Genomic DNA, 14,209 nt, shown 5'->3' on the forward strand with positions numbered 1-14,209 from the left:
TTTGAGGAACCAAGATGAGCGCGATTGAATACAACATCGACACCGGCGGAGCCGAGCTTGCGGCGGACGTCTCGCGCCCCGGCGACCTCGATCAGCTCCGGCCTTTGCCGCGCATTTCCATCCATGCCTTCTGCGAAAGCGAGGCCATGCAGCGCCTCATGGAGCGCTGCGGACAGGATCGCCGCATGGCGAAGGTGAGCCTTCGCATCACCGGGGGCAGCATCGCCGCCGCCGCAAACATGTTTGCGAGCGTGTCGACGCCCAATCTCATCATCCTCGAGACCGACACGGAACCGCGATCTCTCCTTACGGAGCTGGCGCCGCTTGCCGAAGTCTGCGACCCGAGCACCAAGGTCGTCATCATCGGCCGTCACAATGACATTGCTCTGTATCGCGAACTGATCCGCAACGGCATCTCCGAATATATGGTCGCGCCAGTGGCAATGGCGGATCTGCTGGCCGCCGTCGCGGCGATCTTCGTCGATCCGGAAGCCGAGCCGCTCGGGCGAAGCCTCGCCTTCATCGGCGCCAAGGGCGGCAGCGGTTCGTCGCTGATCGCTCACAATTGCGCCTGGGGCATTTCCAACCTGTTTTCGACGGAAACCATCCTTGCCGATCTCGACCTGCCCTATGGCACGGCGAACATCGATTTCGACCAGGACCCGCCGCAGGGGATTGCCGAGGCCGTCTCGGCGCCGGACCGGCTGGACGAGGTTTTTCTCGATCGGCTCTTGACCAAATGTTCCGAGCACCTGTCGCTGCTGGCCGCCCCGTCGATGCTCGACCGCGCCTATGATTTTGAGGCGGGCGCCTTCCAGCCGATCCTCGAGATTCTGCAGCGCAGCGCCCCCGTTTCGGTGCTCGACGTTCCGCATGGCTGGTCGGACTGGACCCGCTCCGTGCTCGGCGAGGCCGATGAGGTGGTGATCACCGCCGTCCCAGACCTCGCAAGCCTCAGAAACACGAAGAATCTCCTCGACGCGCTAAAGAAGCTTCGGCCGAACGACCGGGCGCCGCATCTCGTCCTCAATCAGGTCGGCATGCCGAAGCGGCCGGAAATCGCTCCCAACGAATTCTGCGAGTCGCTGGAGCTCGAGGCCGCCGCCATCATCCCCTTCGATGCGGTGCTCTTCGGAAATGCCGCCAATAGCGGCCGGATGATTGCGGAAATCGACAGAAAGTCACCCGCCGCCGAGACCTTCTCGCAGCTCGCCCATCTTCTGACCGGACGCACGGCGATCAAGAAGGCGCGCAAGGGCGGTCTCGGCAAGGTTCTGGCCAAGCTCGGCAGGCGATAGGCACCCGGCGGCGGAAGAACCGATGCAGCAAGTGGAATGAAGTGATGTTTGGCAAACGCGGAAATGAGGGTTTTGGCAAGACCGGCGCGCAATCGCCCGTGGCGCCGCCGGCCATGCCGTCGGCGCCGTCGGCGGTGATGGAGCGTCCTGCCGCACCGGTTCTCGCCGAGCCGGCGGCTTCCGCGCCCCGCGTGCAGCCAGCCGCTCCGGCGCGCCGCCGCGCACAGCGGGCGGAGGACTATTACGATACGAAATCGCAGGTCTTCTCCGCGCTGATCGACACGATCGACCTGTCGCAACTTGCCAAGCTCGATACCGAGAGCGCGCGCGAGGAAATCCGCGATATCGTCAACGACATCATCACCATCAAGAATTTCGCGATGTCGATCGCCGAGCAGGAGGAACTGCTAGACGACATCTGCAACGACGTGCTCGGCTATGGCCCGCTCGAGCCGCTCTTGGCCCGCGACGACATCGCCGACATCATGGTCAACGGCGCCGGCCAGACCTTCATCGAAGTCGGCGGCAAGGTCGAGGAGTCGGACGTCCGCTTCCGCGACAATGCCCAGCTCCTGTCGATCTGCCAGCGGATCGTCAGCCAGGTCGGCCGCCGCGTCGACGAATCGAGCCCGATCTGCGACGCGCGCCTGCCGGACGGCTCGCGCGTCAACGTCATCGCGCCGCCGCTGGCGATCGACGGGACGGCGCTGACGATCCGCAAGTTCAAAAAGGATAAGCTGACGCTGGAGCAGCTCGTGCGCTTCGGCTCGATCACCCCGGCCGGTGCCACGCTCCTGCAGATCATCGGTCGCGTCCGCTGTAACATAGTCATTTCCGGCGGCACCGGCTCCGGCAAGACGACGCTCTTGAACTGCCTGACGCGTTACATCGACGCCGACGAGCGGATCATCACCTGCGAAGATTCCGCCGAACTGCAACTGCAGCAGCCGCATGTGGTTCGCCTAGAAACCCGCCCGCCGAACATCGAGGGCGAGGGCCAGATCACCATGCGCGACCTGATCAAGAACTGCCTGCGCATGCGCCCCGAACGCATCATCGTTGGCGAGGTGCGCGGCCCGGAGGTGTTCGACCTGCTTCAGGCGATGAACACCGGCCATGACGGCTCGATGGGCACGATCCACGCCAATACGCCGCGCGAGTGCCTAAGCCGCATGGAGTCGATGATCGCAATGGGCGGCTATACGCTGCCGGCCAAGACCGTTCGCGAAATCATCGCCGGCTCGGTCGACGTCATCATCCAGGCCTCGCGCCTGCGCGACGGGTCGCGCCGCATCACCCACATCACCGAGGTGACCGGCATGGAAGGCGACGTCATCGTCACCCAGGATCTGATGCGCTACGAGATCGACGGCGAGGACGCCAACGGCCGGATCATCGGCCGCCATGTGTCGACCGGCATCGGCCGGCCGCATTTCTGGGATCGTGCCCGCTACTTCAACGAGGACAAGCGGCTCGCCGCCACGCTCGATGCGATGGAAAAGAACTAGGGCGGCGCTGGAGCGAAGGAACCGATAACTCGATGTTCGGCATAGACATCACCGTTCTGGCACTGGCCGGCCTCGTCGCGATTGCCGCGGCGACGCTCGCCTACGGTGTGCTCTATTCCCGCATCGAGAACGACAAGAAGGCGGAAGGGCGCCTTCGCCGCGTCGGTGCCGCCGAGACCGACCGCGCCAAGATCAAGGCGGCACGCGACCGCGTCAACGAGATGTCGAAGCGGCGCAAATCCCTGCAGGATTCGTTGAAGGAGCTCGAAAAGAAGCAGCAGGAGAAATCGGCCAACGCCGCCCCGTCGATGAAGAAGCGGCTGGTGCAGGCCAACCTGTCGATCTCCCCGACGCAGTTCTACTTCTTCAGCGCGGCCTTCGGCCTGTTCGCCCTGGTTGTCGTCCTCATCGCCGGAGCCGGCCTGTGGATTGCCGTCGGCGTCGCTCTGATCACGGCCGCGGGTCTGCCGCGCTGGCTGATCGGGGCGATGATCAAGCGGCGCTGCAAGAAATTCCTCGACGAGTTTCCGAACGCCCTCGACGTGATGGTCCGCTCGATCAAGTCCGGCCTGCCGCTGAATGACGCCTTGCGGCTGATTGCCAGCGACGGCCAGGAGCCGGTGAAGACGGAGTTCCGCCGCGTCGTCGAATCCCAGCAGGTCGGTCTCAACGTGCCGGAAGCCTGCGCCCGCATGATCCAGAGCATTCCGCTGCCCGAGGTCAACTTCTTCGCGATTGTCATCGCCATCCAGGCGCAGGCCGGCGGCAACCTGTCCGAGGCGCTCGGCAACCTCTCCAAGGTGCTGCGCGAGCGCAAGAAGATGAAGGCGAAGGTGGGGGCCCTGTCGATGGAAGCCAAGGCCTCGGCCTGCATCATCGGCGCACTCCCCTTCATCGTGGCAACGCTCGTCTATCTGACGTCGCCGGATTACATGATGGTGCTTTTCACCGATCCGCGCGGCCATCTCATCATGGGCGTTTCGGCCGTCTGGATGAGCATCGGCATCTGGGTGATGCGCAATATGATCAATTTCGACATCTGAGGCTGCGATGGACGGCTGGATAAGGACACTCACCGATCCGAACATCCTCATCGCGGTTCTCGTGTCGATGGCGGTGCTTGCGACGTTCTACTCGCTCGCCGTGCCGTTTTTTGAGCGGGGCGACCTTGCCAAGCGGATGAAGTCCGTCGCCACCGAGCGCGAGCAGATCCGCGCCCGCGAGCGCGCCCGGCTGAACGCCGAAGCGGCCGCCGGCAAGGCAAGCCTCCGGGCGCAGCACAATAGCTCGGTCCGCCAGATCGTCGAGCGGCTCAATCTCCGGCGGGCGCTGGTGGATGAAAACACCGTCAACCGCCTGAAGACCGCCGGCTACCGTACCCAGAACGCGCTGAACACCTTCCTTTTCGCCCGCTTCTGCCTGCCGTTCCTGTTTCTGGCGGTTGCCATCGTATATATTTTCGTGCTGGGCAACTTTGCCGAGAAGCCGTTCATGCTGAGGACATGTTTCACGCTCGGCTTCGCCTATCTCGGGTTCTACGCGCCGAATATCTTCATCGCCAATGCGATCTCGAAGCGCCAGCACTCGATCCGCCGCGCCTGGCCGGATGCGCTCGATCTCCTGCTGATCTGCGTCGAATCGGGCGTGTCGATGGAACTCGCCATGCGGCGCGTCGCCGACGAGATCGCCGCCCAGTCTCCAGCGCTTGCCGAGGAACTGGTGCTGACGACGGCAGAACTCTCCTTCCTGCCCGATCGGCGCATCGCGCTTGAAAATCTCGGCCTGCGCGCAGGCCTCGAGGAGGTCAAGGCGGTGATGCAGGCGCTGATCCAGGCCGACCGCTACGGCACGCCGATCGCTCAGGCGCTGCGCGTGCTGGCGCAGGAAAGCCGCGACCAGCGCATGACCGCGGCGGAAAAGAAGGCGGCCGCGCTGCCGCCGAAACTGACGGTGCCCATGATCCTCTTCTTCCTGCCGGTCCTCGTCGCCGTGATCCTCGGCCCTGCCGGAATTCAGGTGGCGGACAAGTTTTAGGCCGGACGCATTCCCGAAGTAGCGATCGCCCCCCGAGAGAACCGTTGCGCTTCTGAATCGGTCCTGCGAGGGAGACGATTTCGCTGCAACCGATTTGGCGTGAAGATGCTGGACCGCGATCAGAAAATCGCCGTCGGATTTACGGCACCGCCGGTCTAGTTCGTATTCCCCTCGTCCGCTTTGGCGAGCTCGGTCCAGGCGCCCTTCTGCGACAGCATCGAGCGCAGATAGGCGACGTTGGCCTCCGCCTGCTCGGGCGTCAGCTCCTGCCGGGCAATGGTTTCGGCCTCCTGGAAACGGCCCTGCAGACCGACGGCAAGGGCGAGGTTCTGGCGGACGCTGCTGCCGGCGCCGGGCTGATCTGCGGCGGAGCGGAGGTAGGTCTCGGCGGTCTTGAGGTCCTTGGTGAGAAGATAGGACATTCCGAGATTGGACAGGATGGTGGGCTCGTTCGGCTGAAGATCCAGCGCCTCGCGGTAGCGCAGGCGCGCCTCGGAGGCACGGCCGAGTTGGTCGAGCACGGCGCCTTCCGCCGATTTCAGCTTCCAGTCGGGGCGATCCGGCGTCTGCGCCCGGCCGATGGTCGCGAGCGCTTGTTCGAGCTGCCCGGCGGCGGCCTGGGTCTTGCCATAGGCGCCGAGGACCTCGCGGTCCGTCGGATGGTTGATCGCCACCTGCTGCATCACCGCGAGCGCCTGTTCGTTGCGGCCCGTCATCCGCAGCAGATTGGCGTAGTTCAAGCCCGCCTCGCGGTTCTTGGGATCGCGCTCATAGGCTTGGCCGATACTTTCCGCGGCTGCCGCGAGCTCGGTGGCGTTCATCGATTGCACCGGTTTCGAGAGCTTCGGGATCGAGCCGGTCGTCAGCTCCTTCCTGCCCTCTTGCCCGGCGCAGCCGCCGAGCGCCAGCGCCATCAGCGCAACCGCGGCTCCGGCTGACAGGCGTTGCATGAAGGAGGAGAGGATGTTTTTCGTCGTCATCGAGTGGTGCCCCAGAATGCGATTGGCACCGGAACTCCGAACATCAACGGCGCAACTTTCACTCCAGCAATAATCTGTTAACCCTAACAGAGCGTTAATTGCGCCATCCCTATCCGTCAGTCGAGGACATTCATGGCTCCCTTCCAGTTCATCGAGCGGCCGTCGCCCTTCAACACCAGTGCCGGCAAGACGCTGCCCATCTTTGCGGTGACGCCGGCGCATATCGATACGGGGAGCATCGACCCGATCGCTCTCGATTGGGCGAGGAAGGCCGGGTTCAAGGCGGAGTCGGGTGCCGTCCTCCTCATTCCTTCTGCCGATGGTCATCTCGGCGGTGCACTGTTCGGCCTCGGCTCAAGGCCGTCGGAGGCCCCCTTCCTGACCGGCAAGCTCGCGCGCAGCCTGCCGCCCGGCAAATGGCACATCGAAACGGCGCCGCTGACCGCCAATCGCCTGGCGCTCGGCTACGGTCTCGGCTCCTATCGTTTCGAGCGCTATAAGTCCCCCAGGCCCGAGGCGCCGACGCTGATGATCCCGGCCGACGCGGACGCGACCGATATCAAACGGCAGCTCGCCGGCGTCTTCCTGGCGCGCGACCTGATCAACACGCCGACCAACGACATGGGGCCGGAAGCGCTGGAATCGGTTTTCCGAGCGCTTGCCGCGCACTATAAGGCGGATGTCTCGGTGATCTCCGGGGAGGCCCTGCTGACCCAGAACTTCCCGCTGGTGCATACGGTGGGCCGGGCCAGCGCCGAGGCGCCACGGCTCCTGGAGCTGCGCTGGGGCAAGAAAGGGCACCGGAAGGTGACGCTCGTCGGCAAGGGCGTGTGCTTCGACACCGGCGGCCTCGACATCAAGACGGCCGCCTCGATGCATTTGATGAAGAAGGACATGGGCGGCGCCGCAAACGTCCTGGGCCTGGCGCTGATGATCATGGACGCGAAGCTGAAGGTCGAGCTCCGCGTCATCGTACCGGCCGTCGAGAATTCCATTTCCTCCAACGCCTTCCGCCCCGGCGACATCTACCGGAGCCGCAAGGGCCTGACGGTGCAGATCGACAACACCGACGCCGAGGGCCGGCTGATTCTTGCCGACGCGCTCGCCTATGCCGACCAGGAGAAGACCGACCTGATGGTCGACATGGCGACGCTTACCGGGGCGGCACGCGTGGCGCTCGGCCCAGACCTGCCGCCCTTCTTTACCGACGACGAGGATCTCGCCCGCGACCTTTTCGAGGCGAGCCTGACTGTGGACGACCCGCTCTGGCGTATGCCGCTCTACATGGGCTACGACAAGGACGTCTCGGCCCGCATCGCGGACCTCACCAACGCTCCCTCGGGCGGCATGGCCGGCTCGATCACAGCGGCGCTGTTCCTCAAGCGCTTCGTCACCAATGCGAAGAGCTGGGTGCATTTCGATATTTACGCCTGGGCGCAATCCGAGCGGCCGCATTCGCCCGTCGGCGGCGAGGCGCAGGCGATCCGGGCGCTTTATCACCATATCGGGCGGTTGGCGGGGTAGCCTTGCTGTCGTCGCCTGCGCCTCATCCCGCTGCCGCGACCTTCTCGCCATTGATGGGGAGAAGGGATGTGCGGCGCCTCTTTCCCGCGACGCCGAAGGGGGGGCGCGGCTTGCCCCTGCGGCCCGGCGATAAAGAAACGCTTGCGTAACGATCCTCTGGCTATGGTGCGGGAACGTGACTTACGCAGGAGTTTGCCTTGCCGGTCGAACTGACACCCTCGCAAGCGCTGGGGCTTTGGCATGCCGTCTCGATCGAGCAGGTCCGGGTCGACAGCCGCGATCTGACGCTCCGCCAGATGGCGATCCTGCTCGAAATCTATCTCGTGCCGCCGCCGCACACGGTGCGCGGTCTTGCTGCCAAGCTCGGCGTGACGAAACCGGTGATCACCCGCGCTCTCGATACGATGGGGGCGCTCGGCCTCGTCGATCGGGTGCGCGACGAGCGCGACAGGCGTAATGTGGTCATCAAGCGGACCGTCGAGGGCGCGCTCTATCTTGAAAAATTCGGCGATCTGATCATCAATCAGGGCCGCAAATTGTGAGTTCAGCCATGCCCGAAGTGCTCGATCGCCGTCTCAATGCCTATCGCGAGGACCTCGCGGAGGAGCGCCTGCGCGGCCTCGTTGAAGCGAAGCGCTTCGTCGAAGGGACGCCGGCTGTCGTGTCCGTGCCCGTGGTGCCGCTGAGGGCGAGGCCGGATCTTGCCTGCGGCACCGACACGGAAGTGCTCTATGGCGAAACGGTTCGCGTGCTCGACGCAGCCGACGGATGGGCCTGGGTCAAGTCGGAACGCGACGGCTATGTCGGCTACGTGCCGCAGGACACGGTGGGGCAGGTTGGTGCGGCGGCAACCCATATCGTCACCGTGCCGCGAACATTTGCCTATCGCGGCGCGGACCTGCGCTTTCCGCTGGCCTTTGCACTTTCCATGGGAAGCCGGATCAATGTCGTCGGCGAGGCGGAGACACGCGGCACCCGCTATGTCCTGCTCGACGGTGGTCTGGCGGTGGTTGCCAACCATTGCACGCCGGCCGATGCGCCGATCGGCGACGACTATGTCGCGATCGCCACCCGTTTCATGGAAACCCCCTATCTCTGGGGCGGCCGCTCCGGCTTCGGCATCGATTGCTCCGGCCTCGTGCAATTGGCGATGCAAATGACGGGGCGGGAGGCGCCGCGCGACACCGACATGCAGCTCGCTCTCGGCCAGCCGATCGGCCGCGACGAGCTCGCCCGGGGCGATCTCGTCTTCTGGAAGGGCCATGTGGCCATCATGGAGGACGAGGAGACCCTTGTGCATGCCAACGGCCATACGATGACGGTGGCGCGCGAGGGGCTCGACGATGCGATCCGCCGCATTGGCTGGCTCTACGGAGAGCCGACAGGGTATCGACGACCTTGAACTGTTTGCATAGATGCGCTCCTGTAGGGGAGTGACGCCTTGCTTGCGCGCCGCCCAGGCTGCACCGTCCGGCCAGCATGCCCGTCATTCTCAGCTTCAATAGCCGGCTACCTTATCCACCACATGCTCCAGCGGCAGGCCGCTTTCGAAGCGGGTGATCTGCTCTTCGACATGGGCAAAGAGTGCTTTGACGTCGGAGGAGGCGGCGACGTGCGGCGTCACATAGACGTTCGGCATGTCCCAGAAGCGGCTTTCGGACGTCAGCGGCTCTCTTTCGAAGACGTCGAGCGAGGCTCCACCCAGAACGCCTGAATCCAGGCATTCGAGGATGTCGGCTTCCACCTGGCTGCCGCCGCGGCCGGCATTGATGAAAACCGGTGCGCCGAAAGGTCCGTTGCGGCTGAGCTTCCTGAAGAGGGCTGCGTTGAAAATGCCCCTCGTATCCGGCGTCAGCGGCAGCAGCCCGACCAAAAAATCCGTCCGGCCGAGGAAGGAGTCGAGGCCGGCGGCATCATAGGTGTCGATGCCCTCGACGGTTCGCTTGGTTCGCGACCAGCCGATGACCTCGAAGCCCATCACCGCGAGCTTGCGGGCGGCGTCCTGGCCGAGCACGCCCATTCCCATGATGCCGACGGTAACGTCGGCGGCTTCCGGTTGGCTTAGGTCCCGCCACTCGCGATTGCTGGCCAGCGCCTCATAGGCGCGATGTTGGCGCAGATGCAGGAGGCATTGCATCACCACCCATTCGCTCATCCGCGTCGTCAGCGTCCGGTCGACGAAGCGCACCAGCGGCACATCGGGCAGGCCCGGCAGCGTCAGAACGTGATCGACACCGGCGCCGCCGGAAAAGACGACCTTCAGGTCCGGTGCGCGAGAGAAGAGGTCGGGCGCCGACTTCCAGACCACCGCATAATCGATCGCCGAGAGGTCCCGGCCGAGATGGGACGGATCCGCGAGGTTGATCACCTCGCGTCCGGGAAAGGCGCCCTTAAGGGCGGCGCCCACTTCCTCCGGAATGAATTTCAGGTCGACGATGATGGGGCTCTTGGCAGGCATTCGGACGCTCTACTGACGGATGGCGGAAAGGTTGACGGCCTCGAGATTGAAGGCGGCGGCCATCAGCGCCTTGGTATAGTCTTCGACGGGCGCCTCGAAGATCCGTTCGGCCGGTCCCTGTTCGACCACCTTGCCGAGCCGCATGACGATCACCTCGTTGGCGAGCGCCCGCACCACCTTCAGGTCGTGGCTGATGAACAGATAGGCGAGATTGTGCTTGCGCTGCAGATCGCGCAGGAGGTCGACCACTTGCGCCTGGACGCTCATGTCGAGGGCCGAGGTCGGCTCGTCGAGCATGACGAATTGCGGCTTGAGGACCATTGCCCGTGCAATCGCGATGCGCTGCCGCTGGCCGCCGGAGAATTCATGCGGGTAGCGCCAGCGGGTGGCCGGGTCGAGCCCGACTTCCTGCAGCGCTGCGGCAACGCGTGCATCGCGCTCGTCGTCGGAGAGCGCCCTCTCATGAATCTTCAGCCCCTCGCCGATGATGTCGGCGACCGACATGCGCGGGCTGAGGGAGCCGTAAGGATCTTGGAAGACCACCTGCATGCGGTTCCGGAGCGGCCGCATCTCGCGGAAACTATAGGCGTCGATGTCCTGGCCGACGAAGGCGATCCGTCCCTTCGACGAGATCAGCCGCGTCAGCGCCAGGCCGAGCGTCGTCTTGCCCGAACCGGATTCGCCGACGACGCCGAGCGTCTGGCCGGCACGCAGCGTCAGATCGATGCCGTCCACCGCCTTCACATGATCGACGACACGGCGCAGGAAGCCGGCCTTGATCGGGAACCAGACCTTCACGTCCTTGCCTTCGACGACGATCGGCTTCGATGGGTCGGAAGGCGGCGGCTCGCCCTTCGGCTCGGAGGCGAGCAGATGCCGCGTATAGGCATGCTGCGGATTGGCGAAGATCTCGGCGGTCGGGCCGGTCTCGACGATCTTGCCCTTGGTCATCACGCAGACCCGGTCTGCGATCTTGCGGACGATGCCGAGGTCATGGGTGATGAACAGCATGGACATGCCGTGCTGGTCCTTGAGCGACTTCAGGAGTTCGAGGATCTGCGCCTGGACGGTGACGTCGAGCGCGGTGGTCGGCTCGTCGGCGATCAGGAGTTCCGGCCGGTTGGCGAGCGCCATGGCGATCATCACGCGCTGGCGCTGGCCCCCGGAAAGCTGGTGCGGATAGGCGCCGAGCCGCTTTTCTGCCTCGCGGATGCCGACCTGATCGAGGAGCTCCAGCGTTTTCGCTCGCGCCGCGGGCCCCTTCACGTCCTGGTGCAATTCGAGGATTTCGCCGATCTGCTGCTCGATCGTGTGCAGCGGATTGAGCGACGTCATCGGCTCCTGGAAGATCATGGTGATGTCGTTGCCGCGCACATGGCGCAATTCAGCATCGCTCGCCTTCAGGAGATCCTTGCCGTTGAAGAGGATTTCGCCGCTCGGATGGCTCGCTGCCGGGTAGGGCAGGAGCTTCAGGATCGAATTCGCCGAGACCGACTTGCCCGAGCCGGATTCGCCGACGAGCGCCACCGTCTCGCCGCGCTTGATGTTGAAGGAGATGTGGTCGACGGCGACCGAGGTGTCGCCGCCCTGGTGGAAGGCCACGGAGAGGTCGCGCACGGAGAGGAGGGTGTCTGTCATCGTCGCGCTCACCGGAACGTCTTCCTCGGGTCGAAGGCGTCGCGCGTCGCTTCGCCGACGAAGATCAACAGCGACAGCATGACCGACATGGCTGAGAAGGCGGTGAGCCCGAGCCACGGTGCCTGCAGGTTCGATTTGCCCTGGGCGATCATCTCGCCCAGCGAGGGCGACCCGGGCGGCATGCCGAAGCCGAGGAAGTCGAGCGAGGTGAGCGTCGTGATCGAGCCCGACAGGATGAAGGGCAGGAAGGTCAGCGTCGCCACCATCGCGTTCGGCAAGAGGTGGCGGTACATGATGGTGCCGTTGCCGACGCCGAGCGCGCGGGCCGCATTGACGTACTCGAAATTGCGCGCCCTCAGGAATTCGGCCCGCACCACGCCGACGAAGCCGACCCAGGAAAAGAGCAGCATGATGCCGAGCAGGATGAAGAAGCCGGGTGGCAGGATGGCGGCGATGATCAGCAGGATGTAGAGCACCGGCATCGACGACCAGATCTCGATGAAACGCTGCAGTAGGAGGTCGGTCCAGCCGCCGAAATAGCCCTGGACAGCCCCGGCCGAAACGCCGATCACCGCCGAGGCGATGGTGAGCGCCAGCCCGAACAGCACCGAGATGCGGAAACCGTAGATCATTCGCGCCGTGACGTCGCGTGCCTGATCGTCGGTGCCGAGCCAGTTCAAATTGCCGAGGATGCAGCCGCGATCCGCCGACCCTTGCGGATAGGCCGAGCAGCGCTCCTCCTCGCTCATCAGCCAGAAGGGCGCAGTCGGCGCCGAATGCGGAATATTGGAGTTGACGGTCTGATAGGAATAGCGGATCGGCGGCCAGATCATCCAGCCATTCGCCTCGATCTCGTCGCGGATAAAATCGGAGCGGAAGTCGGTCTCGGCCAGGAAGCCGCCGAATTTCTCTTCCGGATAGTTGACCAGCACCGGGAACAGGATCTCGCCCTTGTAGGAGGCGACGATCGGTTTGTCGTTGGCGATGAATTCGGCACAAAGGCTGAGGCCGAAGAGGACGAGAAATATCCAGAACGACCAGTAGCCGCGCCGGTTGGCCTTGAAATTCTGCCAGCGGCGCCGGCCGATCGGTGTCAGCCAGCCCTTCTCTGGCGCTTGCGAATAGGTCGCGACGGTGCTCATCAGACGTCCCTCCGCTCGAAGTCGATGCGGGGGTCGACCCAGGTGTAGATGAGATCGGAGATGAGGCTGACGATGAGGCCCATCAGCGAGAAGATGTAAAGGGTGGCAAAGACGATTGGATAGTCTCGCTTGACCACGGCGTCATAGCCGAGCCGTCCAAGTCCATCGAGCGAGAAAATGTATTCGATCAGCAGCGAGCCGGTGAAGAAGGCGGAGATGAAGGCGCCAGGGAAGCCCGCAATGATGATCAGCATCGCATTGCGGAAGACGTGGCCGTAGAGCACCTTGCGCTCGCTGAGCCCCTTGGCGCGCGCCGTCGTCACATATTGCTTCTTGATCTCGTCGATGAAGGAATTCTTCGTCAGCAGCGTCGTCGTCGCGAAGGCCGAAAGCAGCAGCGTGATCAGCGGCAGCGTCATGTGCCAGAAGTAATCGAGGATCTTCTGGTACCAGGGAAGCTCGTGGAAATTGTCCGAGACGAGGCCGCGCAGGGGGAACCAGTCGAAGAAGGAGCCGCCGGCGAAAATCACGATCAGCAGGATGGCGAAGAGGAAGCTCGGCACCGCATAGCCGACGATGATGACGCCGGAGGTCCAGACGTCGAAGGTCGAACCGTCGGAGACCGCCTTCCGAATGCCGAGCGGAATCGAGATCGCATAGGAGAAGATCAGGATCCAGACGCCGAGCGAGATCGACACCGGCATCTTTTCGATGATGAGGTCGACGACCGAGGTGTTGCGAAAAAAGCTCTCGCCGAACTCGAAGCGGGCATAGTTCCACATCATGCCGAGAAAGCGCTCGAGCGGCGGCTTGTCGAAGCCGAACTGCTTCTCGAGCTTGGCGATGAATTCCGGATCAAGCCCCTGCGCGCCGCGATACTGCCCACCCTCGCCGCCGCCACCCTCCTGCAGGAGATCGCCGCCGCTGCCGGACAGTCGATCGGAGCCGGCAGCGTTGGTGAGGTCTGAAATCACCTGCTCCACCGGGCCGCCCGGCGCGAACTGCACGACGGCAAAGGAGATCGCCATGATGCCGATGATCGTCGGGATCATCAGGAGCAGCCGGCGCAGGATATACGCACCCATCAGGCGAACCTCGGCATTGTGGCGCCGCCGATCGCGGGAGCGCTGGTTTGCCGTCTATTTCGTCTCAATCCCATACTCCTTGGGCGCGTCCGATGCCGCCGTCGTCCGTCATTTTACTGATTCGCTTCCTGCATTTGGAATCGAGAGCGGCCTCAAGCGCAAGTCTTCATTGGCTGGCAGCGCCCTTGAGCCACCATACGTCGGGAAAGCCGATCGCATATTTCGGCAGTTCCGCAGGTCGGCCGAACTTGTCCCAATAGGCGACGTTGGCCTTGAGCTTGTAATAGAGCGGGACCACGTAATTATGGGCGAGCAGCACACGGTCAAGCGCTCTTGTGGCGGCGACGAGTGTGTCGCGATCCTTGGCGAAGATGACGCGTTCGATCAGCTTGTCGACACCCGGATCGGCAATCCCGGCATAATTTCTCGAACCCTCGCGCGTCGCGGCCTTGGATCCCCAATAGTCCGCTTGCTCGTTACCGGGGCTCAAGGTCTGGCCCCAGACCTCCCAGGTCATGTCGTAATCGAAGGCGCGCTCCCGG

The 14,209-nt window shown here is 64.0% G+C and carries 12 protein-coding genes and 1 pseudogene; 7 read left to right on the forward strand and 6 right to left on the reverse strand.

Features of this window, described 5'->3' with window-relative positions:
- Positions 1 to 14: 14 nt before the first annotated feature.
- From CO656_RS26660 to CO656_RS26675, 4 genes are read left to right on the forward strand one after another with little or no spacing between them, the layout of a single operon-like run.
- Positions 15 to 1,298, forward strand: coding sequence for a CpaE family protein (locus CO656_RS26660; protein WP_097527786.1), 1,284 nt, complete (start codon positions 15 to 17; stop codon positions 1,296 to 1,298).
- Between the two features lie 44 nt (positions 1,299 to 1,342).
- Positions 1,343 to 2,806: a CpaF family protein gene (locus CO656_RS26665; protein WP_179864849.1), complete on the forward strand. Its 1,464-nt coding sequence runs from the start codon at positions 1,343 to 1,345 to the stop codon at positions 2,804 to 2,806.
- Between the two features lie 32 nt (positions 2,807 to 2,838).
- Positions 2,839 to 3,849 carry a type II secretion system F family protein gene (locus CO656_RS26670; RefSeq protein ID WP_097527787.1) on the forward strand — a complete coding sequence of 337 codons (1,011 nt, stop codon included), beginning with the start codon at positions 2,839 to 2,841 and terminating at the stop codon, positions 3,847 to 3,849.
- Between the two features lie 7 nt (positions 3,850 to 3,856).
- Positions 3,857 to 4,840, forward strand: coding sequence for a type II secretion system F family protein (locus CO656_RS26675; protein WP_097527788.1), 984 nt, complete (start codon positions 3,857 to 3,859; stop codon positions 4,838 to 4,840).
- A gap of 155 nt (positions 4,841 to 4,995) precedes the next feature.
- On the opposite strand, the gene CO656_RS26680 is transcribed toward CO656_RS26675, so the two are convergent.
- Complete coding sequence (locus CO656_RS26680) at positions 4,996 to 5,820, reverse strand: tetratricopeptide repeat protein (protein WP_037422673.1); 825 nt, start codon at positions 5,818 to 5,820, stop codon at positions 4,996 to 4,998.
- A gap of 132 nt (positions 5,821 to 5,952) precedes the next feature.
- Between CO656_RS26680 and CO656_RS26685 the strand changes: the two genes are divergently transcribed.
- The 3 genes from CO656_RS26685 to CO656_RS26695 all read left to right on the forward strand — a co-directional run bounded on the left by CO656_RS26685 (position 5,953) and on the right by CO656_RS26695 (position 8,746).
- Positions 5,953 to 7,344, forward strand: coding sequence for a M17 family metallopeptidase (locus CO656_RS26685; protein ID WP_097527789.1), 1,392 nt, complete (start codon positions 5,953 to 5,955; stop codon positions 7,342 to 7,344).
- Positions 7,345 to 7,541: 197 nt separating this feature from the next.
- Positions 7,542 to 7,886 carry a MarR family winged helix-turn-helix transcriptional regulator gene (locus CO656_RS26690; protein WP_097527790.1) on the forward strand — a complete coding sequence of 115 codons (345 nt, stop codon included), beginning with the start codon at positions 7,542 to 7,544 and terminating at the stop codon, positions 7,884 to 7,886.
- Positions 7,887 to 7,894: 8 nt separating this feature from the next.
- Complete coding sequence (locus CO656_RS26695; RefSeq protein ID WP_097527791.1) at positions 7,895 to 8,746, forward strand: NlpC/P60 family protein; 852 nt, start codon at positions 7,895 to 7,897, stop codon at positions 8,744 to 8,746.
- A 96-nt stretch (positions 8,747 to 8,842) separates the two neighbouring features.
- On the opposite strand, the gene CO656_RS26700 is transcribed toward CO656_RS26695, so the two are convergent.
- The 5 genes and pseudogenes from CO656_RS26700 to CO656_RS26720 all read right to left on the reverse strand — a co-directional run.
- A complete protein-coding gene (locus tag CO656_RS26700; RefSeq protein ID WP_097527792.1) occupies positions 8,843 to 9,802 on the reverse strand; it encodes a glyoxylate/hydroxypyruvate reductase A in 960 nt (319 codons plus the stop codon).
- Positions 9,803 to 9,811: 9 nt separating this feature from the next.
- Positions 9,812 to 11,440 (reverse strand): ABC transporter ATP-binding protein, encoded by a 1,629-nt coding sequence (locus CO656_RS26705; protein ID WP_037422723.1) that lies wholly within the window; start codon positions 11,438 to 11,440, stop codon positions 9,812 to 9,814.
- A gap of 8 nt (positions 11,441 to 11,448) precedes the next feature.
- Positions 11,449 to 12,582: an ABC transporter permease gene (locus CO656_RS26710; RefSeq protein ID WP_037422659.1), complete on the reverse strand. Its 1,134-nt coding sequence runs from the start codon at positions 12,580 to 12,582 to the stop codon at positions 11,449 to 11,451.
- On the reverse strand, positions 12,582 to 13,667 hold the full coding sequence (locus tag CO656_RS26715; RefSeq protein WP_097527793.1) for a microcin C ABC transporter permease YejB: 1,086 nt from the start codon (positions 13,665 to 13,667) through the stop codon (positions 12,582 to 12,584). Before CO656_RS26715 ends, CO656_RS26710 begins: the two co-directional genes overlap by 1 nt.
- Positions 13,668 to 13,833: 166 nt before the next feature.
- Positions 13,834 to 14,209 (reverse strand): annotated as a pseudogene (locus tag CO656_RS26720) (ABC transporter substrate-binding protein); the annotation flags it as partial.

It is taken from the genome of Sinorhizobium sp. FG01 (genome assembly GCF_002531875.1).
Taxonomy (GTDB): domain Bacteria; phylum Pseudomonadota; class Alphaproteobacteria; order Rhizobiales; family Rhizobiaceae; genus Sinorhizobium; species Sinorhizobium fredii_C.